This window comes from Jeotgalibacillus sp. R-1-5s-1 (genome assembly GCF_004405105.1).
GTDB lineage: Bacteria > Bacillota > Bacilli > Bacillales > Jeotgalibacillaceae > Jeotgalibacillus.
Window position 1 is genome coordinate 402,863 of record NZ_SORW01000002.1, and the last position, 22,028, is coordinate 424,890.

Consider the following 22,028-nt stretch of genomic DNA (forward strand, 5'->3'; position numbering starts at 1 on the left):
GTAAGATTTATTCCAGTGTCAGAAGGTCGTCGCCTTCATTTACAAAATCTCCTGCGTTCACTTTAATTACATTAACTGTACCTGATGTTTCAGCCTCAACCGGGATCTCCATCTTCATAGACTCAAGCATCATGACAGCTTGTCCTGCCTCTACCTGATCCCCTGCTTTTACTAATACTTGTAGTACTGTTCCTGCCATTGTAGATTGAATGTTTTTCATGATTTGATTTCTCCTTTATTCATCATTGTTAATGATTGGGTATGGTAATGTCCTTCTGCAAAGTCTTCAAAATGCAGTATTTGTTTAAATAGCGGAATATTGCTCTTCAGCCCTTCAATCGTGAATGATTCGAAAGCCTGAAGTGACTTTTTAATACATGCCTGCCTATCATCTGCATGGATAATCAGCTTCGCCACCATTGGATCGTAAAAAGGCGTCACTTTATTTCCAGCTTCATATCCATAATCCACCCGGATGCCTTCACCCTCAGGCAACACCAGACTGTTAATGAGCCCCGGTGCCGGATAAAAAGTTTTTGGATCTTCTGCATAAATTCTGTATTCTATTGCATGCCCGCTGCTCTTAATATCAGCCTGTCCGTTAATTGGCAACGGCTCACCGAAAGCCGTTTTAATCTGCCACTCCACGAGATCCACACCGGTAATCATTTCAGTGGCAGGATGCTCTACCTGAAGTCGTGTATTCATTTCCAGGAAATAAGCCTGCTCCTGTTCATCCACGATCAACTCGATGGTTCCTGCATTTTTATAACCGACAGCCTGAGCTGCTTTTACCGCAATCGAAATCAGACGTTCTCTCGCTTCCTCAGATAAAGCAGGGGAAGGTGATTCTTCCACTACCTTCTGATTTCTGCGTTGCATCGAGCAGTTCCGCTCAAACAGGTGATACACCGTGCCATCTTTATCACCGAAGATCTGTACCTCAATATGACGTGCGTTTGCTATGTATTTTTCAATAAATAATTCACCTGATCCAAAGTAAGCTTCTGAACGTTTCTTCGTTGAATCAAAATGCTGAGTGAGCGCTTGCTCATCTTCACACATCACCATCCCAACTCCACCGCCGCCGCTGCTTGCCTTCAACATCACAGGATAACCCGCCTGTTTTGCAAACATTTTGGCAGCTTCGATATCCGCAGCCTCACTTTCCTGACCGGGTACAACTGGAACACCCGCTTCAATCATTGTTTTTCTCGCTTCAATCTTGTCACCCATTCGTCTGATGATGTCAGCATCAGGCCCGATAAAAGCGATTCCCGCATCCTCAACAGCTTTTACAAAGCTGCTGTTTTCAGATAAAAGCCCGTAACCCGGGTGAATCGCATCAACCTTTTCACTTTTGGCAATCTCAATAATTTTAGCGATATTTAAATATGACTGAGAAACCGGAGGCGGACCAATCAGGTGTGCCGAATCTGCTGCTTTCACATAAGGAAGCTCAGCATCGGCTTCTGAATAAATGGCAACCGTCCTGATATTCAATTTCTGACACGTACGGATCACCCGCAACGCAATTTCTCCTCTGTTCGCAATTAAAATCGTTTTCACAAAGATGCCCCTTTCAAAACAAATTTCCCCATCTCCTACTCTATTGTAAACGCTTTCTATGCAAATGTGCAGAATTTTTTGTTTTGTTAGGTTATAATATTTACATAAACGGCTTTAAGCGGTTACATAAAAGCCGTCTTGCCGGAATTTTGATCAGGGAGTGTCAGTCATGTCTTTTAAAGTGGAAAACCTTAAAATTAATTACAAAACACTTGAAGAATTTAATAAGTTCCGTGAAGTGGGGATTCAGGAGCTTTCAATGAAGGAAGAGCTGGAAACAAATATGATTGAAAATGACAGCGAATCTCCTTTTTACGGCATCTACCTTGGTAATAAACTGATCGCGAGAATGAGTCTGTACCGCCGCGACGCACGGTTCGATATGTATTTTGAGCCGCCACAGGATTATCTGGAACTGTGGAAGCTTGAAGTACTGCCTGATTATCAGAAAAAAGGCTACGGCGCCATTATGGTCGAGTTCGCAAAAAGCTTCGGTCTGCCAATCAAGACAAACCCGAGGGTTCAGTCACATGAATTCTGGATGAAAATGGGCTTCGAAAAGGTAACGTATGATATGGAACGTGACCGTGGGGAAAACCCGCTCGTATGGTATCCTGCCGGCGTAACCGAACAGGTGCATTAAATAGAAAAAAGCTTTCTGAGCCCGGACTCAGAAAGCTTTTTTTCTATAATTCTACTGCATTTTCATCTGTTTTTCTGTCCATTCTATATAAATTTCCGTTCGTCTCCATTTTAAAGACCGTAGCATTCTGATCCTGTTCATCCGTACCGAGTTTTCTGGCTTTCTCTATTAAAAACAAAAGGACTCTGTAATCTTCTTCAAGCTCTTTCAGCTGACCGTTCAATTGCTCATTTTCTTTTTCTAGTCTGATTGCCAGCTGCTCTGCCGCTTCACACCTTTTCTCCAGATCTGTCAGCTCAGTTTTTTTAGATAGCGCCAATATCCATTGTTCCATTCTTTTGATGAGCTCTTCCTGTGGGTAGTTCGATGCCGGCTTTTGGCTGACTGATTTTTTTTGTTCTTCTTCTTTTCTCTTACTGTATCTCTCTTTTTTAGCTGCTGAAATAAGCGCCTGATTTTCTTTTCGAAGGCAGGAGTTCCACCTGAAACCACATGCAGCGGCTGTTCTGTTTACGAGATCCCCCACCTCTTCAAATGCATTCAGCTGTGTGCTTCCGTTCCTGATGTGATGCAATACTTTTTCCTTTAATAGCTGATCCTCTCTACCGGTCCATCCGTCCTGACGCTGCTTCATATTGTTTCCTCCTATCTATTTCTGTTAATCTACTGATAGTTTATGCGGGAGTTTTGAAAAATAGACTAAAAAAAGTGGAACAATTCTCTTTTGTGAGAGTTGTTCCACTTTTATAGATTGTTTGCAACGCAGTATTTTTATTGAAAACCTTAATCATGTACTTTTTATTTTGATTGCAGGAATTGTTCGACTGCTTTGTGGTGCTCTTCACTTTCCCATAGGACGGAGCACTGATGAACCTCGTTTTTCATGCGTTGTTCGAGGTCTCCACGCTTCCATTTTTCAATCAGCATATTTTTATAGGCTGACAGGACGCCTGGCGATTTATCGATTCTTCGTTTTATACTTGCAATGACGGCTTCGAGCGTTTCATCCTGCAGTGTAGCATCGATAAATCCTGCTTCAAAAAGCTGTTCGGCTGTATGAATGTTTGCTTCTGTTAATAGTCGAAAAGCCTGACTCGGCACAAGCCGTTCATAAAGCAGCGTCCCACCGCCCCAGCCGGTTGTAATAGCCAGGTCTCCCTGAACGAAACCCAGTTTTGCCCCTTTTTTTGCTACACGGTAGTCACAAGCCGCTGCGATTTCACAGCCTCCACCTATTGCAGTTCCGTTGATAAAAGCAACGGTCAGCTTTGGCAGTACAGCCAGACGATACAGGATATCACCCATCTTTGAAAGCATCTCGTAAGCTTCCGATTGTGTTTTCAAAGCATGAAAGGATTGCAGGTCCCCACCTGCACAAAATGCCTTTTCGCCCTCACCTGTTATGAGCAGTGCTTTAATATGATCATCCTGTTCAGCCAGTTGGATCGCTTCTGCAAGACCATCCATCACTTCATAGTTAACTGCATTTCTTTTATCAGGTCTGCTGATTTTAAACACGAGTACCTGATCCAGTTTCGTTATGATAAATCCCATCTAACCACTCCCCATATGAATACCTGATCTCTATTGTATCATGCACCCAATAGATGGAATACGCCGTTTTTTCCAAAAGTTCATGAAATATGCTCTAAATCAGGACAAACAAAAAACCCGCCAAAGGGCCATGGTCCCTCGGGCAGGTTATCTGCAGCAGTTGTATTATTTACCTACAACTTCTTTTCCTTTATAAGTTCCGCACGCTTTACACACGCGGTGAGAAAGCTTCATTTCTCCACAGTTAGAGCACTCTACCATACCTGGTACAGATAACTTGAAATGCGTACGACGCTTTCTTTTTGCTGTTTTGGATGTTCTTCTAAATGGTACTGCCATGTTTCCCACCTCCTTAAAGAGAGTGATTGTAAAATGAACACGAGGTTCATGTTTTACGATTTTTTGTTTTCATCAAAAAACTTCGCAAGATCGGCAAGTCTTGGATCAGCCTGGGGTTCTTCATCAGCCTGTTCTTGTCTTGCTTTCTCGAGCTCTTCTTCAGACAGGACGTCCCAGCCACTGCCACTTACCATTCCTTCATCCTCCAGTGCTTTATCACTGAAAACCTGAAGTGGAACCTGAAGCAGTAAAATTTCCTCAATAACCGGCTGAAGGTTAATCACTTCGCCTTCCGGCTGGTGAACTTCCTCTTCCAACTCCTCATTCACATAAGAAGCGTTAAGGATAAAGGTTTCAGTCGTCTCGAGAGAAACGGGATACCTGACATCAACCAGCGTCCTCGCACATGGGAGAGTCAGCACAGTCTCAATCTGAAGGTGAAACGTAATTTTGGATGAGCTGATATCAGCACGACCGGTTACATGAACCGGATCAACATGACGAATATCACGGTGCCGGTCAACGAGCTCATTCATCTCACGTGTTTCATCAATTGTCAGAGCTTCATTACGAAATTTTTGCAGCTGAATGATAGACCATTTCATCTGTCATCACCTCAAGGCACAAAGTAGATTATATTCCCTAGTATAAGGAATGTCAAGATTTTTTCTTTACATCGGAAAAATGATTCATCCCGCATCAATATTGCCTTACACAATAAATGACCGGTTCTTTTACCGGCCACGTCTAAATGCTATTATAACCTAAACAACCTATACTTTAAAGATAAATGTAACAGAAAGGAGAAATCCTGTTTGAATCCAGTAGGAATTGTAGTGGAATATAACCCGTTTCATAATGGTCATCTGTTTCATGCTTCGGAGTCATTGAAAAAAAGTGAAGGAGATCTGCTGATTGCAGTCATGAGCGGTTCATTTCTGCAAAGAGGTGAACCGGCCATTGTTCCAAAACATTTGCGTGCAGAAATGGCTCTGTCTTCGGGTGTGGATCTTGTTTTTGAATTACCATATGCTTTTGCTACACAGCATGCATCTATATTCGCTGAGGGTGCAATCCGCCTCCTCAAGCACGCCGGGTGTAACAATGTGTGTTTCGGGAGTGAAGATGGAAATATACGATCTTTTACAGACCTTCTTCAACTCGAACAGACAAATAATAAGGACTTGAACCTGAAAATAAAAGAGCTTATGAAAGAAGGCTATAGCTATCCTGCTGCAGCAGCAGAAAGCTACAATCAGCTTACAGAAAGCTCTTCAATGGATTTATCCAGACCTAATAACATGCTCGGGTATCAATACATAAAAGCCATCCATGAATTCGCACCAGACATTCAACCATTGACCATTGAACGGACACAGTCGGATTATCACGACCCTGATCTGCATGCCAGTAAAATTTCAAGTGCCACAAGTATACGTAAACAAATTTTCAGCGGGTCAATACATTCCATTGAGGAACATGTTCCGCCATCCACCTTCAGCTTACTGAAACAATTTGTCAATAACGGTGGAGAGCTGATGAATTGGGCAGCCTACTGGCCAGTTCTTCAACACCGGTTACTGACAGCATCTGCTGAGGAACTGCAGCAACTCTATGAAATGGAAGAAGGAATCGAACACCGCCTGATGCATGCAGCGATTGAAGCAGAAAGTTTTTCTGATTTTATGGAAAAAGTGAAGACAAAACGCTATACCTGGACACGTATTCAGCGTATTCTCACCCACCTGATCACCAACACATCGAAAGAAGAAATGCGCTCACAGCGGGATCCCTCATACCTGAGACTGCTCGGCATGACGGAAAAAGGCCGCGAGCACCTTCGATCACTGAAAAAAACATGTGAAATACCAATTATAGCTAACGTCAACCAGTCAATAGCCCCAATGCTCTCAACCGACCTGAAAGCAAGCCGTGCCTATGCATCCGGCTATACAAATACAAACGAAAAAAGTAAACTGATCCAATCCGATTTCCTGCGCCCACCGGTTTACCATAAAAAAACAAACGGCAACCATTAGGGTTAATTCAGTTTTTTAAAATTCATTGTCCTGCCAACACAAATAGATTTTGAAAATAGAAAGTGGCGTACTCATCCGTAGACTTCTGTAGTGGAAAGGGTCAGGTGAAACCGATGTGCGTAGCACAGAGGGTTCACCGCCCGACCTACAGAAAAACGGTTTTTAAAAATGCTTTATCCAACCTAAACAAAGGGATTTTGACAAAGACTAAGGGGCGTACTCATCCGAAGACTCCTGTGGCGGAAAGGGTCAGGTGAAACCGACTGTGCGAAGCGCAGGCGGGTTCACCGCCCGGCCACGGAAAGCGAAGGATGAGTACGCCCCGGCTTTTATCAATCATATAAACTAGAAAGGGAGAACATATCAAATATGCTCTCCCTTTTAACAACCCTACAAAATTCAAATACCATCCAGATAACTGATCGCATCATCAAACGTCTTCACCGGCACAATTTCCATGTCAGTCCCGATATCCCTGGCCGTTTCCAGCGCTTCCTCATAATTCGATTTTACGCCCGGATTTTGCTCAAGGATTTCTGCCGGCACCTCATCATCAGGAGCGAAAAACACCTCAATATCCTGTCTGTCAGCCGCTACTACTTTTTGAGCAATGCCGCCAATCCTTCCAACTTCTCCATCGCTGTTTATGGTTCCGGTTCCAGCGATCATCTTCCCGGAAGTTAAATCTTCATCAATCAGCTGATCGTAAATTTCAAGTGCATACATTAAACCTGCAGAAGGTCCGCCAATTCCATCTGAATTAATGGACACGTCAGGATCTGTTGTGATTTCCCGGTCATCTACAAGTGAAATGCCAAGCCCGACCTGATTTTCATTATCAGGAAAGGCTTTCAACTCAAGTGTTGCGGTTTCTTCATTTTCATCTCTTACATAAGTGATATCAACACTTTCTCCTGCCTCTTTAGCCGAAACATAATCAATAAATTCCTCGGATGATTCAAACTGTACGTCATCCACCTTCGTAATCCGGTCTCCCGCTCTTAACACTCCATCTGCGGGCATTTCAGGAAAAACATTTAATATATATACACCAAAATACTCGTAGGAATATTGTGCATCTGCCTCATTGAACGCGACCTCAATTGCCTGTGAAGCGGAATTGTCCATCAAATACAGCTGCCTTACACTGTATTCATCTTCACTTTCATGCGGCGATCTCACTTCTTCCACCGGAAAAATCTCCTGGTAATCATTAAACTGAGCCCAAATATAACCGAAAATACTGGCTTCTGCCTGTGAAACGGTCATTAGCGAGAAATCACCTTCACTTTCTGTCTTGTTGTCAACATTCACAATGTCATCAAGTGCAAATGCACTTCCCGGCTTCTGAATGTAATATGGAAGGCTGTAAAAACTTCCGAAGGCTGTGATTAATAGCAGTATTAACATAATGATCGTAAATTTTCTATTATTCATTGACTGCCTGATACTCCTTCCAACGTTCGATTTCCGTTATGATGTCCTGCAGTGATGCTTCTGCAGATTCTTCACCGAGTTTTATAATTTCTTTTGCGTATTGAAACGTTTTTCCACTGAATTGTTCAACCTTTGGTGAGATCAGAATATTTGCGCTGGATGATTTTAAATGGACAATCTCTGTCTGCAGAATATCAATACTCTGCATAATGACATCGTATATGGTATTAATTTCCGCATTCTTTTTCACCTGTGAAACGTCAACACCTATTACGATATCAGCACCCATATCCCTGCAAACTGCTGATGGTACCCGATCAATTACGCCTCCATCAACGAGCAGCCTTCCCTCAGACTTTTCAGGTACAAAAATACCCGGAATGGAAGTGCTTGCCCGGACAGCTGTATCGATTGGACCTTTTGTAAAAATAACTCTTTCGGCTTTAATAATATCCGTCGCCACAATGGAGAGTGGAATGTTTAAATCTTCTATATTTTTGCTGTGAGTAAACAGCCGGACAAACTGCTTAAATTTCTCACCCTGGATAAACCCCATTCTAGGAACGGTCAGATCCATAAAATATTTGTTTCTGAAGGTGCCCGCCAGCCGGTAAAGGTCATCAATATCATGGCCTGCTGAATAAAGCGCCCCAACGAGAGAGCCCATGCTGCTCCCTGCAAGATAATCAACCTGTATTCCTTCCCGTTCCAATACTTTTAAAACACCAAGATGGGCGAACCCTCTTGACCCTCCGGATCCGAGTGCCAGACCAATTTTAGGTTTCATACAGTTCTCCCTTCCAAAGAGGCTGACGTTCTATGATCCCGAAAGAATCATACGATAAATGGAACTTATCTTATATTTTATCATTGTCTGAATTTAAAAAGAAATGATGAGTCGCGGGGGATGTTATGAAGGTCAAGGAACATATACTGTCTGCTCTTTTTTTCTTCTTTTTACTATTTATATTACTTCATCCCGATATTACGCTTAAAGCTTCTGCAGAAGGCATGAAATTATGGGCGGAAGTCGTATTCCCGGCCCTTTTTCCGTTTTTCGTCTTATCTGCTTTAATCCCGCATATCCACTGGACAGATTACGTTTCCAAAATGTTCACATTTCTCATGAAGCCGGTTTTTAATGTATCAAGAAAAGGGTCTATTGTTTTATTAATGGGGGTTTTTTCGGGTTTCCCGGTCGGTGCAAAAATGACGGCAGAGCTTTACCGTAACAATCAGATTTCCTTAGCCGATGCCAATAAGCTGATCTGTTTTACAAATGGAGCAAGCCCTATGTTTCTAATCGGAGCCGTTGCAGGCGGTTTTCTTCACAGTCCTGCCGCTGGCATAACGATTTTCATTTGTCATATAACCGGAAATCTTTTAATCGGAATGGCCGCTGGCAGACTGATTAAGGGTGAACAATTATCACCACCGGCGTCCCGCCAGTCTGTAAAAGTGCCTTTAATTCCTGAATTTCAAAAAGCTGTCTCAAACTCGGTCCAGCAGTTGATTATGATCGGGGGACTAATCATCTTTTTTTCAGTAGCTGCCTCCATTCTTGAGCAATCTTTTTTCTTTCACACTTTAAACAGCATCCTCACCTGGATCAAACCGGATTCATATTATTCCGAAGAGATCGTCTCGGCTTTTGTAACGGGTCTAATTGAAATGTCAAATGGAGCTGATTTAGTGTCGGAGCTTCATTTATCATTTGATGATCGCGTTCTTCTTATTCTTGCGATTGTCTCATTTGGCGGGTTATGTGTACATTTTCAGGTGATGAGCTTTATCCTGCATACACCAATCAGCTATAAGGTTTATCTCCTGTCGAGAATCGCACATCTTTTTCTATCTCCCGCTCTATATCTCATTTATACTTCAATTGCTTCAAAACCATCCGCTACTCCTGCATTTTTTCCTGACATGCAGCAGATCGATTTACTTACAACGACAGCAATTCTGATCACCTTAACCGGCTTATGCATGGGTGTTTATTGTCTTCTTCAGCTCCATAAAGCAGGCGAGAAAACATAATAAAAGGGAGCCCGGTAAACTAATCCTGGCTCCCTTTTTATTATGATCTAATTCTCACGTTTTGTTACTAAGTATTTCTCCTTTAATGCCTGTTCAACCTCTTTAGGTACAAGCTCTGAAATATCCCCTCCATACCTGGCTACCTCTTTAACAATGCTTGAGCTCAGGAAGGAATACTGATTATTCGTCATGATAAAAAACGTTTCCAGTTCGTTATGTAAAACCCGGTTCATCGAAGTAATCTGCATTTCGTATTCGAAATCAGATACGGCACGAAGTCCCCGGATAATTACATTTGCTTCAATTTCTCTTGCATAATCAACGAGAAGTCCCTGATAGGAATCCACTTTAATATTTGGGATTCCCTTTGTTACCTGACGAATCAGTTCCATTCGCTCTTCCACTGAAAATGCCGGTTTTTTTGAGGAGTTGTTCAACACGACGACATGCAGCTCATCAAAATTTTTCGCACCTCTTGTAATAATGTCTAAATGTCCGAGCGTGATGGGATCAAAGCTCCCTGGACATACTGCCTTACGTTTCATCGTGCTCTCCCTCTCCACTGTTCGATTTTTTCTTAAAAATTGATATGACGGTTCCGCCATACTGCTCCTGCCTTGTAAGGATCAGATTGCCAATTTCTTCAGGCAGCATTACTTTTTCATCATGCTCACACATCACGACCCCGGAATCAGCTAACAGATCATCCCGGATGATCCATTCGAGGAGTTTTTCAAGCTGCTGTTTTTTATAGGGCGGATCAAGGAAGATACACTCAAAAGCAATATCGCGTTTTGATACCGCTTTCAATGCCCGTTCTGCATCATTACGGTACACTTCGGAACGGTCCTGGTATCCGCATTTTTCAATATTATGCTTAATGGTCTGAACAGCCATTCTATCTTTGTCAACAAAGATAACTGAATCTAGTCCCCTGCTTAACCCTTCGAGACCGAGTCCACCACTGCCGGCAAATAAATCAAGGGCTTTCCCTCCCTCAAAATAGGGGCCGATCATATTGAAAATGGCTTCTTTTACTTTATCAGTTGTTGGACGTGTTCCTGTTCCGGGCACAGCCTTTAAATGAACACCTTTATTTTTTCCGGAAATAATTCTCATCTATATCACCACAATTCATCATTTCGCCCCTAATCCTACCATATTTACTTCTGGCACACTAGTCCCAACATAGCGCTTGTCCGTATTGAGCAACAAACTGAGCCAGATAAAAAGCGTCATAGATCTGAATTTAATCCGGCACACCTATTCTGCTTAAACAGTATAGTCTGCCTGACAAAAAATCCAATATCTTATGACGCTCTAATCAGATTCATAAAATCCGATTTGATTTATGATACTCTGGTTCAATCCTGACTGATTAAAATCGTTTCATTTTTATCAATCGATGTTAAAAACAGCCTCTGCACCCATCGCTCCTGAATGTAAGGATCACCCTTAACTGATATAACCGGGGATGAATTCAGGGTTAACTGTTCGTTATTATAAGTAAAAGAAGGCTGATCCATGTAAAACATGTAAGTATTCTGATCTTTGATGACACTTACAGCGGAGTCCCCATTGACTTCTGTTTCATACCCTAACGCATTTAATAAAGGAGTCAGTAAATAATAGGTGGTTCCGTCCCGGTATATCATAACCGCTCCATCAACCGGTTCTTCATTCACTTCAATAACGCGGCTGTCTATGCTGTAATAAGGAGTAAATTCAGCTGAAGAGCTGTTGTCTGTAAAAAATGTTGTGCCTTCACCTGTAAGCGCTGAAAATTTCTGATCAAATATTGCCGGTTCTATCAGCGTTTCTTCAATCGTCAACAGCCAGCTTTCCCATTCAAGCTGTTCTTCCCCTGACAACTCGCCTTGAATTACTTCAATCGCCTGTACTCCCTTATCAGAAAGTGGATCCACTCCAAATATTCCACTGATCATCATATCGATAAGAAATGACTGATCCTGTGTCACGTTGTAGCGATCCATTACATATTTTTCGTAAAGAAATCGTGTGACAGATGATGGATCATAACCATCCTGGAGAACCAGTATTTCGTCTAACTTCGCGCCGGACAGTTCACTGGAATGAACAACGGTCACATACACATCCTTCAGCTGATCACTTCGCTCCTCCACTTCCGGTTCCTGTGCGGAATAAATATTCATGTTCCGGGTCTGGTAAATTGGTAAAGGAGTTTGCAGCCATACTAATTCACCTGCATTCCCTCTCCCTTCAAAAGCGGTATACTGAATCAGTTCCAGTGTTTCAGCACCTTTGTAAGGAAGACTCGATATCCATTGTCCCCCTGACAGCAGCTGATCCGTAATGGATACAGTAGTGAAATGGATATCTGCTGATTCCAGTGTAACCACCCAGTCATCGAGGATAATAGGCTGTCCAGTATTAACAGGAATTGTGTAAGAAAGAGTAATATCACCGGCATTCCCTTCAGACAAAAGCAACAGATCTTCACTGATCCGCTCACAATTTTCCATCGGACATGTCCTGCCTGTGGATGTCTCAGGCCAGTTGATCGTAAACAATTGATCAGGAACACGGTGAAAAGTCTGTTCAACAATGAGTGAATCCGGTTTTTTAATCAGATCGATGGATTGTGAAAGAGATGTTATTCCCTCAGAGGCGTGAACTTCCTGATAACCTTTCCATTGCCAGTAGGTTAACCCTCCTGCCGACAGCAAAAGTAAAAAGACAAATAACGACAGCAACCACTTCATCCCATCACATCCCATTTTTTCTTTATTATACGACAGATAGGATTAAAGGTCTATATTTTAATCATTCACCCGTCAAATTGACTACCAAATAAATCAAATTTAACAGGATAAGTGTTTTCATATTGATCCAACAACTCATGTAACGGTGCAGAATATCCGAGAAGGCCAAGCTCGTACTCCAGGTTTTCAAGAGAAATCCCTTCCCACTCTTCCTCCTTTACCGCCTCAATAATCCCGTAAGCTACTAAGGCTGATATGATGGCCGGAACAAGCCATTTGTCATCAACGCATACAGGTTCCGTTTCCTTTGTGGGAATAAAATAAAGCACAAGTAGAATCGCAACAACAATAAATGATAAAATAAACATTCCAGTCACCTCACCCATGGGATTTAATTTCTTATGAATGCATTGAAAGGATGTCAAAATATGATCCAGCGATTTATAGAACTCGGAGAAGGGTATTCAGATATTTATGAACTGATAGAATTAATGAAAGCGAACCGTCACCGGGCAGAAAGACTGCTCGTATTGGAGACGGAGAGTAAAAAAGGGAAAAAGCTTTCACTTGCTCTCGTACTGAAAAAAACGGACGAAGGAAACTTCCAGGCGATCTACTTATGCCGGGAAGGAATCCCTATTCTTGATGGAAAGAAATCAGAAAGGCTGAGGCTGACTGAAGAAGCAGCTGAAAGTCACGGGATTCCTGTTATTACACTTACCGTTCAACCATCAGACCGGTTCGCAGAAAAAGAATTATATTATCAATACCTGACAGGCATCCTCAGGATGAACCGTTACCTATCACCCCTGACATAACCGGGAAACTAAAAAGCGGGCAGCTTCTTAAAGGAAGCTCCCGCTTTTTAATTGTCAAAGACCCATTTTGTAATCATACTCTTTCGCTTTATCCGGCTTTGCATTTTCATATTCTGTTTTAATAAATGGCCGGAGAGATACTTCAACCGATTTTACATAAGAATAGTTCGACAGTTTTTCTGTCAGTTTTTCAATTTCACTTTGATTGCAGTATAATAAAACATATTTCATTTTTCTTGAAACGTAGTGAACATTACCAAAACGGCGCAATGTTTTTGCATGCTTTAAGCTGTGCAGCCAGACAATTAATCCTTGACGTTCAGTTAGCATAAATAAGTACCTCACCTATTTTTCTTATTGTAAATTGTAGCACAATAAAACAGGAATCGGCAATGGTGGAGGAGTCGGCATGGACTTAAATGAAATCTGGTCAATCTTTACTTCGGAACTGTTAAAGAACGAACGGATCGAGCAAGCAGAATGGCAAAAAAAAGCAGGAATCCCTTTCCTTTATCTTTCAACTTCATTTTTAAAACAGGAAGAACTTGAGTATGTCATAAAAAAATGTGCTGTCAGAGCAATGAGAGGAAAAAGACTGAATGCAGAAACTGTCTTTGTCAGAAGTCATTCCGGGAATTACGTATACAGACACCGTTTTTACGTTCCGCTTGAAAAAATGTTTTGCTGTGGAAACCTCTGCTCAGACTGTATACGCTTCAAATAGCTTTACGTTTGTATAGAAACGCCCGGTCATGCTACCATTAATTAGAGAATGACCGGCAATTACATATCGAAATGGAGGACTTAATATGGGTAAAAAGTTAACGATCGGACTTGCACTTGCAGCTTCAGGAGCTGCTCTGTGGGCTGGAACAAAAGCCGTTTCAAAACCGGTAAAACGTCCGGCAAAACCTTTCTTTGAAGGCGAAAAACCAAGAGTCTTTGCCCATCGCGGAGGCAGCGATCTTGCACCGGAAAGTTCTTTGGCAGCATTTCAAGCTGCGGCAGACCTCGGTGTGCACGGGTTTGAAATTGATATCCGGATGACAAAGGATGAGGAGCTGATCGTTTTTCACGACCAGTTTATTGACCGCACAACAAACGGCGCAGGAAGAGTAGCAGACTATACGCTTGAAGAATTGAAGGAATTTGATCTTGGCTACCACTTCAGAGACCTGTCCGGCAGTCAGTCCTTCCGCGACAAAGGAGAAAAAATCCTGAGTCTGAAGGAGCTTTTTGAAGCCTTCCCGAATCACCTGTTCAACATTGATATGAAGGAAGACCCGGATACGTATGAAGGCAGCCTTATGCCATCAAAATTATGGAGACTGATCGAAAAATCAGGCGTTGAAGATCGCGTTCTCGTCACAAGCTTTTACGACGAACAGATCGACCGCTTCTCTCTTTATGCTCAGGAAAGAGTAGCCATCGGGGCAGGTGAAAACGAAGCCCGTAAAGCCTTCTCACTTTATAAAAGCGGTTTTGGACACCTGTATCACCCAAGAGCTGATGCACTCCAGATTCCTGTAAAGTACGGTGTCGTTCCACTTGACTCTCAGGGATTCATTGAATTCTTGACGTCACTTAACATCCATATTGACTACTGGACAGTCAATGACGTTGAAACCATGGATCGCCTCATCCGCTACGGCGCAGACGGCATCATCACAGACCGCCCGGACATCGCCATGCAACTTTTATCAAACGACTGATCAATCATAAAAAAGGGACAGCTCTCGAGCTGTCCCTTTTTATTTCGTATTTAGGAGGAATTATGTAATGCCTTTAAGAGCCGGACCGGACTCATCCTTCGCTTTCCTTTGTCTAGCTCCGGCGACTAGCCCCTCGAGGTCATAAGTCAAAGCTGAACGAGGGCGAAGGTCAGCCCTCTTTTCACCTTCGTCTTATGCTTGTCGGGGCTGGACGAGTCGCCTCCACTTTTCTGAAGGCCGCGCGGTGAGCCAGCTATTGCTGCGCAATAAACTGTCTCACCTGTCGCTTCTCTGTTGCAGGAGTCTACGGATGAGTCCGGGCCTTAGAGCGACATTCATATAACCCTCGCTTATGCCGAACAAGAACACCCTCCGCCTGTACCGCAGCCACCACTGCAGCCGGAATCAAAAAAGGCATTACCCGTCGGAATTTTAACACTCTCGGATACAGATTTCCCGATAATCGTGCTTACTTCATCAAGCAGCTGCTGAAGCTGATTTTCAGCCACTCTGAAGGTCGCCACATGGTCATCCATATCCATATCACGTTTCGTCTCCCTGATCTCTTTCATCACCCTGGAGTAATCAGGATGATATCTTCCGAATCGCTGCACCTCTTCGTACAGCTCTTTTAAAGAATTAAATTTATATATTTTATCCATTGATTCACGGGATGATTTTAATGCCTGATAGCAATGAAAATAATGTGCAGCCTCTTCAGACTTTAAAATCATTTCAGCCAGTTCATCGGATACATCAAGCAGTTGAATACTTTCCATGGTTGCCAGCATCTCAGCACCTCCATCATAACATGGAATGAGCTTTCAGGAAATTGATCATTCTTCTCTCCACTGACTCATAAATGATTGATTTTTCGATTGCTGATTATGCTGAATATGCCCAAGTACGTCGTTCAACAGGTCTATCACATCCTGAACCTGACTCGTGTAAGTCTCTATCTGTTCACGATCCAGCTCTTTAAATTTTTTTTTCAATGTATTTAAAAATGTCTCTGAGGCGTCCTGCTTCTGATCTTCAAAGAGAAGCCACTCTTCATATAACTCCTGCCAGGAAACCTCCCGTCTTCTACCCTTTTCAATTAAATGCGGGTTTTCGGTAAGGTATTTTTTAAATGCAGCTTTCTCAGCACTTAATGGACTCATTGTGATCCCCTCCGTCAGAGCTTGATGAAATTATGATATGATGAAAATATAGGATTGGTACTTGTGACAGGAGGATAAACATGAATCATACAGATAATAAATCCGTTACTTCTTTTTACGAACACGCATCTGAAGAAGAACGTCAGATTATAGAACAGGTTGTGAAAGGCCTTGCAGATAAACGTGAAGGCCGGTTTACTTCCAATGTCAGTGCGCTATTTAATCTCGAAGCGGACAACGGGGAAGAGCTGCTGACGCTGCATATGCCCGTTACACCTATGCTTTATAATTCGCTCGGCATTGTCCATGGTGGTGTTACAGCAACCGCTATCGATACAGCCATGGGTACGCTTGCAAACCGAACTGTTCCTGAAGGTTTCGGTGCCGTCACAAGTCAGCTGACCATTCATTACACAGCACCCGTGTCCGGAACGGAAGTAACTGCACATGCCCGTATCATTCACCGCGGATCAAAAACGATGGTACTTGAAGGCTGGCTGACCGGATCAGACCAGAAAAGAATGGCACACGCAACAGCTTCGTTTTTTTTGATACCCAAAAAATGATGTATAACTTTACATGAGTATGTTCTTCATCTTTCATTTCATACGAAAAAGCCGACCGGATTTTACGATCCTAGTCGGCTTTTTCCTGATCTGGTTCAAAGGCAGCTTCATTTTCAGATGGCTTAATTTCGAGAAAGTTTTGCGTGTAGTAAAGTCCGTAAACCCCTAAACCGGTGTGTGTATACTTTTCATCAAGAATCGTATTGCGGTGCTCAGGAGAATTCATCCATGCGTGAACAACTGAAGGCGCAATGTCAAACTGATAAGCCGTGTTTTCAGCTGCCGATTCATAAGTCTTGTTTACCTCTGCAAGCCTTTGTTCAAGCGAGCTGCTTTCTTCCGTTTCGATTTCAGCTTCTGCATTGGTCTTTTCCAGATCCATTGAAATGCTGTATTCACGTGCAGCGTTAGAGGCTTCTTCGTTCCGTTCAAGCTCCTCAAGCCCATTTTCATTTCTGATAAAGTTAACCATATCAAAAAGCTGCTCTTCACTTGCCCTGTTTACCTCATCAAGGTTTTGAGGCAGATCCGGCTCCGGTTCAGATGCACTCTGATCATCAGCTGCCTCATCATAAGGTCTTTGACTGATAAGGGTTTCTTTATCCATATAATAGACGCCCATTAATCGATTTGTAGCCGAATCAATCAACAGCTGTGCATATAAATCGTCATAAGGTACAAGGAGCCTGGAATGAAGATCCTGTTCACTCAGTTCGAACTGATAGGATTCATCTCCGTCCTCAACAAATATCTCGGTTGTAATCATCGTAAACCGGTAAATCTCATCCACGGGTTGTCCTGAGTAATACGGTGAGCTGTCTACTCCAGCACCCATAGCGAAAATAGCCGAAATTTTTTGATCTTTTATGGCAGCCAGAAGGTAATAATCCTCATCCTTGTACACCATCCAGCTTTGACCAAACTTGCCCGGATCAATTCTGTCGGGTTCGCCCCACTCCTGTTTGAACTCGTCTGCAGAGCGCCCCACGTAGACGGATACACCTGACTTCGGCCTGGTCAGACTGTCTGTATAGGCAGGAATATTGTCGTCCTGACTGTTCCGGCCTGTCTCTGTTGTAAAGGATTCATTTTCAAGAATATCGTTCTCCTGAAATGAAGGGCCACTATAAAAGCCAATGAGGAGGATAACGAGTATGACTACTCCTATTCTGATCACAGCTTTCATACTTCTCCCCCCAAATCGTTATTATCTTTATTATACATAGCCGTTCTCCATATGAATAGCGCAAAGTACCGGAAGCAATGTCATGGTTTTGCCACAAAAAACTTTAAATTACGTCGCGACACAATTGCAACTTCTTTTTTTTTCGACTATTATTAAGCATGAGATGATTTATTTACTTAAGCATTGACAGGAGGGAATTTTCTTATGCGTTTTGAAAATACTGGATTAGAAACGTTAGTCGTTGAACTGGACCGTTTAGACGATATTATGAAAGAACATGGCATGATCCGTGCCGGACAATGGGATTGGGAACGAGTTACATATGACCGTAAGTTTGAAATTCGTGAGGGTACTTTTTACCTGCGCATTTTCGGTTTCACTGAAACAGGTGACGTAGGTGCTCACGATGCAGACATTAAATTAATGACACCTCTTCTGGGTAAGCACTATTATCCACACGGTGTTGAATATGGCGAAGGCGAGGAGTTTCCTGAACACCTCGTTCAGACTTGTGAAAAGATTCTCGTTGCTCTTCAGGCAGAGCTTTCACAGGTAGCACTGTAAAGATTAAGAGGAGCCATGTTGCCGTGGCTCTTTTTTATACCTTCATTCAAGATCCATCCCCAATGACATCCGGAATCGGCTCCGGACATAAAAAGATTTGAGAGGAGCCCTGAATTGAATAAGTTTTTTACGAAAAAAAACTTGATGACCATTTTCGCTATTCTCGTTGTACTTATTCTGATGTACTTCATCCTGCCAGTATCTGTTCCATTAATTTTGGCACTCGTGACAGCCCTTGTTCTGGAACCTCTAGTCAAGCTGCTTGAAAAACGGCTGAAAGGAAACAGGCAGGCGTCGGTTGGTATTGTTTTTGTACTGTTTTTAGGTATCCTGGGAATGATCCTTTACTTTTCAGTTACCAGACTCGTTGGTCAGGCGATCAGCTTCGTTGAAAACACACCTGATTATATCAATGAATTAACTGAATGGTGGAGTGGCGTTCAGCAAAATATGAGTGACCGTTTTGCTCAGGTTCCTGATGACGTGATCGATCAGACGAACAATGAAATCAGCAATTTCCTGAACGACTTCAGAACGAGTATCACAAATTCAATCAATGCCGAGTCTGTCACAGGACTCGTCACAAATATCCCTGATTATCTCGTCAGTTTCTTAGTGTTTCTGATCGCATTATTTTTAATTATGATCGATCTGCCAAGAATCCAGCATTCCGTATATAGTCATTTGAAAGAGCAGACAGCTGAAAAAGTCCGGTTTATGACAGCAAGACTGTCTAAGGTCATCTTCGGATTTGCCAAAGCTCAATTCCTTGTCAGCTTATTAATTCTTGCCGGAGCTTTAATCGGCCTGTTTATTATCGCTCCCGAAGTCGCGATCGTCATGGCAATCATAATCTGGATCATTGATCTCATTCCGATCATCGGATCCATTGTCATTCTCGCACCATGGGCTGCTTTCCAGCTGATCACAGGAGATGTGGAACAGGGTACCCAGCTCGCCATCCTTGCTGTTGTACTACTTGTCATCCGAAGAACCGTTGAACCAAAAGTAATGGGAAGTCACATTGGACTCTCCCCACTTGCGACACTGATCGCCATGTTCATCGGCTTGAAGCTGTTTGGTATACTAGGCTTTATTATCGGCCCTCTACTGCTCATCATTTTCAACTCTGCGAAAGAAGCAGGTATTATCAAGCTGGACTTTAAAATATAACTGATCGTCAAGCCGTTCATTTCAGATGAACGGTTTTTTGTATGCTTTTTTATCATACTCAATTTTTTTTAATTAAATTTACTTTAAACAAATATTTATTTTTAACAGAAACCCATGAGTGTGGGGCACTCCTCTGTAGGAAAAAATCTGCTGACACTGATTGTTGAGAGCGATGGAATGCCCAGACACAGTGTATAAACTAAAAAAGAAAAGCCCGGAATGAATCCGGACTTTTCTTATCCACCAATAATGGCTTTAATAACTGAAGTTGTTTCCCCACCGCTGTAGAATACGTACAATAACAGATACACCATTACTCCCGTAGATGCGGTGAAAAACCAGATAATTGAAGTAATCGGTCCGATTTTGCGATGCTTTTTAATGCGATCTTTATATCCAAGCCAGATCGTCACAAGGCCGAACACCGCACCCGTTGTAGCGAGAATGATATGGAAAATTAAAAACACTGTGTAATAAATTTTAATATCATCAGGTCCGCCGAAAGCTGTATTACCTACAAACACGGTTCTGCTCATGTAAATGATAAAAAAAGTTAATGCCGCAATCGCCGAAGCAAACATCGTCTTTTTATGTGCTTCGATTTTGCGTTTTCGAACCAGCACCCAGCCGATTGCCACTAATACTGCGCTCAAAACAATAAAGATTGTACTCAACGTTGGTAAAATAGGTAACGTCATCGTCTAAATCCTCTTTCTCTTCGTATTATTCGCTTTGCAGCTCTCGAGCCTCATAAAGAGACGCATTGAGCGCATCCTCTTCTGATTTTTCTTTTCGATACCATTCAAAGAATACCTGAGCAAGGATATAACCATAGATAATCTCCTGAATGATCTTCATGATCACTCCGCCAACCTGCTGATCCTCAAGAGGTGGCATATTACTGAACAGTTCAGGTCCGGTTACACCGATTGACTGAAGCCCCTGCAAAGTTCCAGCCGGTACACAGAGTGCCATTGCCTCAAGCCACGCACCACCGTTAAAAAAGGTTTCATACATCGGACTGCTGGCAAAAATGATGAGCGCACACGCCGGTGTCAAAAGAATACCGTCTGCAAATATATAACCAACCTTTTTCAGTCCGCTCAGCTTATATTCTCCTTCAAGCGTGTTAACCAATGGCCACCACATACAAAATGCAAGAATAAAAATAGATCCTGTCACAACCGAATGAAGAACCATATCCACTTTGATCGTATCAAAAATTAATGGAATATGATAAAAAGAAAATGCTCCATTAAAAACAATTAATGCAACTAGCGGTTTTGTCAGGAAATTAAATACCTGTTTAAGAACCGGAATATTTAAAAACGTTTTCCACATATAATTCGGAATAGCCGCAATTAATAATGGCGGTACGAGTAAATAAAAAATACCCATCTGAACCATATGAACAGAAAACAGAATATGTCCCCAGACATCCACCGGAGATCCTTTAATGATATAAATCGTTATCATAGCAGTCAGAAACAAAATCGTTTCCTTTTTTGTTAATGGACGCGAATCTTTGAATTTGTGACGCCACTTCGTTGCAGCTAAAAAGAACAGCACTGTTAACAAAGTTAATGCGATGAAAAAGTAAGGACTCCATAACGCCTGGAACCCAAATATGCTAATCGACATCAGGCACCTTCCTTTCCGGGTAAACTCTCTCTTTCCCTATTATAAGTCTCCCCGCAAACAACTTCAACGCGACCAGATGACGGTTTATTGAACAAAAGCCCATTACGGCACACTCCGAATGATCAATATACCGCACTTCACTGTCAAAAAAACAAAGTAAGTCCCATGTACGACTCTGTTCATACAAATAAACCGATTTAGCTGAAGTCTTGTTCCTTTAAAAAACTCCTGTGATCTAGCCACATGAACGGTCTTATAAATCACAGCGCATGTTATTGTCTTAAACAATACAGTAGTACCTGGAGATTCGTAAGTTTAATATAAAAATGACATGATTCTCTCAGGGGCGGATTCACCCGTAGACTCCTGTGGCGGAAAGGGTCAGGTGAAACCGACTGTGCGAAGCACAGGCGGGTTCACCGCCCTGCCATGGAAAGCGAAGGGTGAATCCGCACCGGCTCCTTTAAAATCAAAAAACCGGCCTAAAAAAGGCCGGTTTTTTAAACATTACCACCAGACAATCGTAAGGAAAGTCAAAACAGTAATAAAGGCGATCAACGCGCCGGAATATAAGAACAATGCAGCTGTTCCATGCCCTTTATGACTCATATGCATAAAGTAATAAAGCTGAAGAACAACCTGCGCTCCTGCCAGCAGAAGCAATACAGGAAACGCATAATATTTGTCAAAATCCGCGATGACTACAATAAACGCAATAAACGTCATAAAGATCATTGTTGCGAACGAAGTCACCTGCATACGCATCTCATCGCGCGCTTTACGTCTTCTATACTCGTAGTTTACTTTAGGGTTCGCTGAAGTTGATTCGTGTGTCGCCATCAG

Annotated in this window: 28 protein-coding genes; 9 read left to right on the forward strand and 19 right to left on the reverse strand. The window is 42.5% G+C overall.

Annotated elements, in window-relative coordinates; genetic code table 11:
- Positions 1 to 7: 7 nt before the first annotated feature.
- Both E2491_RS02020 and E2491_RS02025 read right to left on the reverse strand, forming a co-directional pair.
- Positions 8 to 220, reverse strand: a complete 213-nt coding sequence (locus E2491_RS02020) for an acetyl-CoA carboxylase biotin carboxyl carrier protein subunit (protein ID WP_134372009.1) — start codon at positions 218 to 220, stop codon at positions 8 to 10.
- A complete protein-coding gene (locus tag E2491_RS02025; RefSeq protein ID WP_134372011.1) occupies positions 217 to 1,569 on the reverse strand; it encodes an acetyl-CoA carboxylase biotin carboxylase subunit in 1,353 nt (450 codons plus the stop codon). Before E2491_RS02025 ends, E2491_RS02020 begins: the two co-directional genes overlap by 4 nt.
- A gap of 169 nt (positions 1,570 to 1,738) precedes the next feature.
- Here E2491_RS02025 and E2491_RS02030 point away from each other — a divergent pair, with 169 nt between their 5' ends.
- Positions 1,739 to 2,212, forward strand: a complete 474-nt coding sequence (locus E2491_RS02030; RefSeq protein WP_134372013.1) for an N-acetyltransferase — start codon at positions 1,739 to 1,741, stop codon at positions 2,210 to 2,212.
- A gap of 43 nt (positions 2,213 to 2,255) precedes the next feature.
- On the opposite strand, the gene E2491_RS02035 is transcribed toward E2491_RS02030, so the two are convergent.
- The 4 genes from E2491_RS02035 to E2491_RS02050 all read right to left on the reverse strand — a co-directional run bounded on the left by E2491_RS02035 (position 2,256) and on the right by E2491_RS02050 (position 4,710).
- Positions 2,256 to 2,846 carry an RsfA family transcriptional regulator gene (locus tag E2491_RS02035; RefSeq protein WP_134372015.1) on the reverse strand — a complete coding sequence of 197 codons (591 nt, stop codon included), beginning with the start codon at positions 2,844 to 2,846 and terminating at the stop codon, positions 2,256 to 2,258.
- A 164-nt stretch (positions 2,847 to 3,010) separates the two neighbouring features.
- The gene (locus E2491_RS02040; RefSeq protein WP_134372017.1) at positions 3,011 to 3,766 is read right to left on the reverse strand and encodes an enoyl-CoA hydratase/isomerase family protein; all 756 of its coding nucleotides are present in this window, start codon (positions 3,764 to 3,766) and stop codon (positions 3,011 to 3,013) included.
- 165 nt (positions 3,767 to 3,931) lie between these two features.
- Positions 3,932 to 4,105 (reverse strand): 50S ribosomal protein L32, encoded by a 174-nt coding sequence (gene rpmF, locus E2491_RS02045; RefSeq protein ID WP_039808711.1) that lies wholly within the window; start codon positions 4,103 to 4,105, stop codon positions 3,932 to 3,934.
- A gap of 53 nt (positions 4,106 to 4,158) precedes the next feature.
- Positions 4,159 to 4,710, reverse strand: coding sequence for a YceD family protein (locus E2491_RS02050; RefSeq protein WP_134372019.1), 552 nt, complete (start codon positions 4,708 to 4,710; stop codon positions 4,159 to 4,161).
- 210 nt (positions 4,711 to 4,920) lie between these two features.
- On the opposite strand from E2491_RS02050, the gene E2491_RS02055 reads away from it, so the two are divergent.
- Positions 4,921 to 6,144 (forward strand): nucleotidyltransferase, encoded by a 1,224-nt coding sequence (locus E2491_RS02055; RefSeq protein ID WP_134372021.1) that lies wholly within the window; start codon positions 4,921 to 4,923, stop codon positions 6,142 to 6,144.
- 399 nt (positions 6,145 to 6,543) lie between these two features.
- Here E2491_RS02055 and E2491_RS02060 read toward each other — a convergent pair whose 3' ends face one another.
- Both E2491_RS02060 and E2491_RS02065 read right to left on the reverse strand, forming a co-directional pair.
- The gene (locus E2491_RS02060; protein WP_134372023.1) at positions 6,544 to 7,581 is read right to left on the reverse strand and encodes a SepM family pheromone-processing serine protease; all 1,038 of its coding nucleotides are present in this window, start codon (positions 7,579 to 7,581) and stop codon (positions 6,544 to 6,546) included.
- Positions 7,574 to 8,368, reverse strand: a complete 795-nt coding sequence (locus E2491_RS02065; RefSeq protein WP_134372025.1) for a patatin-like phospholipase family protein — start codon at positions 8,366 to 8,368, stop codon at positions 7,574 to 7,576. The genes E2491_RS02060 and E2491_RS02065 overlap by 8 nt, the downstream gene beginning before the upstream one ends.
- Positions 8,369 to 8,493: 125 nt before the next feature.
- Between E2491_RS02065 and E2491_RS02070 the strand changes: the two genes are divergently transcribed.
- The gene (locus E2491_RS02070; protein WP_134372027.1) at positions 8,494 to 9,618 is read left to right on the forward strand and encodes a nucleoside recognition domain-containing protein; all 1,125 of its coding nucleotides are present in this window, start codon (positions 8,494 to 8,496) and stop codon (positions 9,616 to 9,618) included.
- 47 nt (positions 9,619 to 9,665) lie between these two features.
- On the opposite strand, the gene coaD is transcribed toward E2491_RS02070, so the two are convergent.
- From coaD to E2491_RS02090, 4 genes are all read right to left on the reverse strand, one after another.
- Positions 9,666 to 10,163: a pantetheine-phosphate adenylyltransferase gene (gene coaD, locus E2491_RS02075; RefSeq protein ID WP_134372029.1), complete on the reverse strand. Its 498-nt coding sequence runs from the start codon at positions 10,161 to 10,163 to the stop codon at positions 9,666 to 9,668.
- Positions 10,153 to 10,737, reverse strand: a complete 585-nt coding sequence (gene rsmD / locus E2491_RS02080) for a 16S rRNA (guanine(966)-N(2))-methyltransferase RsmD (protein ID WP_134372031.1) — start codon at positions 10,735 to 10,737, stop codon at positions 10,153 to 10,155. The genes coaD and rsmD overlap by 11 nt, the downstream gene beginning before the upstream one ends.
- 245 nt (positions 10,738 to 10,982) lie before the next feature.
- Entirely contained in the window at positions 10,983 to 12,362 is a 1,380-nt protein-coding gene (locus E2491_RS02085; RefSeq protein WP_166805765.1) for a stalk domain-containing protein, read from the reverse strand.
- Positions 12,363 to 12,427: 65 nt separating this feature from the next.
- Positions 12,428 to 12,730, reverse strand: coding sequence for a hypothetical protein (locus E2491_RS02090; protein WP_134372035.1), 303 nt, complete (start codon positions 12,728 to 12,730; stop codon positions 12,428 to 12,430).
- 60 nt (positions 12,731 to 12,790) lie between these two features.
- On the opposite strand from E2491_RS02090, the gene E2491_RS02095 reads away from it, so the two are divergent.
- Positions 12,791 to 13,180: a DUF7147 family protein gene (locus E2491_RS02095; protein ID WP_134372037.1), complete on the forward strand. Its 390-nt coding sequence runs from the start codon at positions 12,791 to 12,793 to the stop codon at positions 13,178 to 13,180.
- A gap of 54 nt (positions 13,181 to 13,234) precedes the next feature.
- On the opposite strand, the gene E2491_RS02100 is transcribed toward E2491_RS02095, so the two are convergent.
- A complete protein-coding gene (locus E2491_RS02100; protein ID WP_134372039.1) occupies positions 13,235 to 13,510 on the reverse strand; it encodes a YlbG family protein in 276 nt (91 codons plus the stop codon).
- A gap of 79 nt (positions 13,511 to 13,589) precedes the next feature.
- On the opposite strand from E2491_RS02100, the gene E2491_RS02105 reads away from it, so the two are divergent.
- Both E2491_RS02105 and E2491_RS02110 read left to right on the forward strand, forming a co-directional pair.
- Complete coding sequence (locus E2491_RS02105; protein ID WP_134372041.1) at positions 13,590 to 13,904, forward strand: hypothetical protein; 315 nt, start codon at positions 13,590 to 13,592, stop codon at positions 13,902 to 13,904.
- A gap of 85 nt (positions 13,905 to 13,989) precedes the next feature.
- The gene (locus E2491_RS02110) at positions 13,990 to 14,892 is read left to right on the forward strand and encodes a glycerophosphodiester phosphodiesterase family protein (RefSeq protein ID WP_134372043.1); all 903 of its coding nucleotides are present in this window, start codon (positions 13,990 to 13,992) and stop codon (positions 14,890 to 14,892) included.
- 350 nt (positions 14,893 to 15,242) lie between these two features.
- Here E2491_RS02110 and E2491_RS02115 read toward each other — a convergent pair whose 3' ends face one another.
- Both E2491_RS02115 and ylbD read right to left on the reverse strand, forming a co-directional pair.
- Positions 15,243 to 15,683 (reverse strand): YlbF/YmcA family competence regulator, encoded by a 441-nt coding sequence (locus tag E2491_RS02115; protein WP_134372045.1) that lies wholly within the window; start codon positions 15,681 to 15,683, stop codon positions 15,243 to 15,245.
- Between the two features lie 45 nt (positions 15,684 to 15,728).
- The gene (gene ylbD, locus E2491_RS02120; RefSeq protein WP_134372047.1) at positions 15,729 to 16,055 is read right to left on the reverse strand and encodes a spore coat protein YlbD; all 327 of its coding nucleotides are present in this window, start codon (positions 16,053 to 16,055) and stop codon (positions 15,729 to 15,731) included.
- A gap of 80 nt (positions 16,056 to 16,135) precedes the next feature.
- Here ylbD and E2491_RS02125 point away from each other — a divergent pair, with 80 nt between their 5' ends.
- A complete protein-coding gene (locus E2491_RS02125; protein WP_134372049.1) occupies positions 16,136 to 16,621 on the forward strand; it encodes a PaaI family thioesterase in 486 nt (161 codons plus the stop codon).
- A gap of 70 nt (positions 16,622 to 16,691) precedes the next feature.
- Here E2491_RS02125 and E2491_RS02130 read toward each other — a convergent pair whose 3' ends face one another.
- A complete protein-coding gene (locus E2491_RS02130; protein ID WP_134372051.1) occupies positions 16,692 to 17,807 on the reverse strand; it encodes a CAP domain-containing protein in 1,116 nt (371 codons plus the stop codon).
- 204 nt (positions 17,808 to 18,011) lie between these two features.
- Here E2491_RS02130 and E2491_RS02135 point away from each other — a divergent pair, with 204 nt between their 5' ends.
- Positions 18,012 to 18,371: a YugN family protein gene (locus E2491_RS02135; protein WP_134372053.1), complete on the forward strand. Its 360-nt coding sequence runs from the start codon at positions 18,012 to 18,014 to the stop codon at positions 18,369 to 18,371.
- Between the two features lie 114 nt (positions 18,372 to 18,485).
- Positions 18,486 to 19,544, forward strand: a complete 1,059-nt coding sequence (ytvI, locus tag E2491_RS02140; protein ID WP_134372055.1) for a sporulation integral membrane protein YtvI — start codon at positions 18,486 to 18,488, stop codon at positions 19,542 to 19,544.
- Positions 19,545 to 19,780: 236 nt separating this feature from the next.
- Here the strand turns inward: ytvI and E2491_RS02145 are convergent, their stop codons facing one another.
- The 3 genes from E2491_RS02145 to ctaF form a co-directional block, all read right to left on the reverse strand.
- Entirely contained in the window at positions 19,781 to 20,242 is a 462-nt protein-coding gene (locus tag E2491_RS02145) for a DUF420 domain-containing protein (RefSeq protein ID WP_134372057.1), read from the reverse strand.
- A 25-nt stretch (positions 20,243 to 20,267) separates the two neighbouring features.
- On the reverse strand, positions 20,268 to 21,185 hold the full coding sequence (gene ctaG, locus E2491_RS02150; RefSeq protein WP_134372059.1) for a cytochrome c oxidase assembly factor CtaG: 918 nt from the start codon (positions 21,183 to 21,185) through the stop codon (positions 20,268 to 20,270).
- A 507-nt stretch (positions 21,186 to 21,692) separates the two neighbouring features.
- Complete coding sequence (gene ctaF, locus E2491_RS02155) at positions 21,693 to 22,025, reverse strand: cytochrome c oxidase subunit IVB (protein ID WP_134372061.1); 333 nt, start codon at positions 22,023 to 22,025, stop codon at positions 21,693 to 21,695.
- Between the last annotated feature and the right edge of the window lie 3 nt (positions 22,026 to 22,028).

Coding starts and splice junctions, on each gene's coding strand:
- E2491_RS02020 (WP_134372009.1), bottom strand. CDS start 220: ATGAAAAACATTCAATCTACAATGGCAGGAACAGTACTACAAGTATTA.
- E2491_RS02030 (WP_134372013.1), top strand. CDS start 1,739: ATGTCTTTTAAAGTGGAAAACCTTAAAATTAATTACAAAACACTTGAA.
- E2491_RS02035 (WP_134372015.1), bottom strand. CDS start 2,846: ATGAAGCAGCGTCAGGACGGATGGACCGGTAGAGAGGATCAGCTATTA.
- E2491_RS02040 (WP_134372017.1), bottom strand. CDS start 3,766: ATGGGATTTATCATAACGAAACTGGATCAGGTACTCGTGTTTAAAATC.
- rpmF (WP_039808711.1), bottom strand. CDS start 4,105: ATGGCAGTACCATTTAGAAGAACATCCAAAACAGCAAAAAGAAAGCGT.
- E2491_RS02050 (WP_134372019.1), bottom strand. CDS start 4,710: ATGAAATGGTCTATCATTCAGCTGCAAAAATTTCGTAATGAAGCTCTG.
- E2491_RS02060 (WP_134372023.1), bottom strand. CDS start 7,581: ATGAATAATAGAAAATTTACGATCATTATGTTAATACTGCTATTAATC.
- E2491_RS02065 (WP_134372025.1), bottom strand. CDS start 8,368: ATGAAACCTAAAATTGGTCTGGCACTCGGATCCGGAGGGTCAAGAGGG.
- E2491_RS02070 (WP_134372027.1), top strand. CDS start 8,494: ATGAAGGTCAAGGAACATATACTGTCTGCTCTTTTTTTCTTCTTTTTA.
- coaD (WP_134372029.1), bottom strand. CDS start 10,163: ATGAAACGTAAGGCAGTATGTCCAGGGAGCTTTGATCCCATCACGCTC.
- rsmD (WP_134372031.1), bottom strand. CDS start 10,737: ATGAGAATTATTTCCGGAAAAAATAAAGGTGTTCATTTAAAGGCTGTG.
- E2491_RS02085 (WP_166805765.1), bottom strand. CDS start 12,362: ATGAAGTGGTTGCTGTCGTTATTTGTCTTTTTACTTTTGCTGTCGGCA.
- E2491_RS02090 (WP_134372035.1), bottom strand. CDS start 12,730: ATGTTTATTTTATCATTTATTGTTGTTGCGATTCTACTTGTGCTTTAT.
- E2491_RS02095 (WP_134372037.1), top strand. CDS start 12,791: ATGATCCAGCGATTTATAGAACTCGGAGAAGGGTATTCAGATATTTAT.
- E2491_RS02100 (WP_134372039.1), bottom strand. CDS start 13,510: ATGCTAACTGAACGTCAAGGATTAATTGTCTGGCTGCACAGCTTAAAG.
- E2491_RS02105 (WP_134372041.1), top strand. CDS start 13,590: ATGGACTTAAATGAAATCTGGTCAATCTTTACTTCGGAACTGTTAAAG.
- E2491_RS02110 (WP_134372043.1), top strand. CDS start 13,990: ATGGGTAAAAAGTTAACGATCGGACTTGCACTTGCAGCTTCAGGAGCT.
- E2491_RS02115 (WP_134372045.1), bottom strand. CDS start 15,683: ATGCTGGCAACCATGGAAAGTATTCAACTGCTTGATGTATCCGATGAA.
- ylbD (WP_134372047.1), bottom strand. CDS start 16,055: ATGAGTCCATTAAGTGCTGAGAAAGCTGCATTTAAAAAATACCTTACC.
- E2491_RS02125 (WP_134372049.1), top strand. CDS start 16,136: ATGAATCATACAGATAATAAATCCGTTACTTCTTTTTACGAACACGCA.
- E2491_RS02130 (WP_134372051.1), bottom strand. CDS start 17,807: ATGAAAGCTGTGATCAGAATAGGAGTAGTCATACTCGTTATCCTCCTC.
- E2491_RS02135 (WP_134372053.1), top strand. CDS start 18,012: ATGCGTTTTGAAAATACTGGATTAGAAACGTTAGTCGTTGAACTGGAC.
- E2491_RS02145 (WP_134372057.1), bottom strand. CDS start 20,242: ATGACGTTACCTATTTTACCAACGTTGAGTACAATCTTTATTGTTTTG.
- ctaG (WP_134372059.1), bottom strand. CDS start 21,185: ATGTCGATTAGCATATTTGGGTTCCAGGCGTTATGGAGTCCTTACTTT.
- ctaF (WP_134372061.1), bottom strand. CDS start 22,025: ATGGCGACACACGAATCAACTTCAGCGAACCCTAAAGTAAACTACGAG.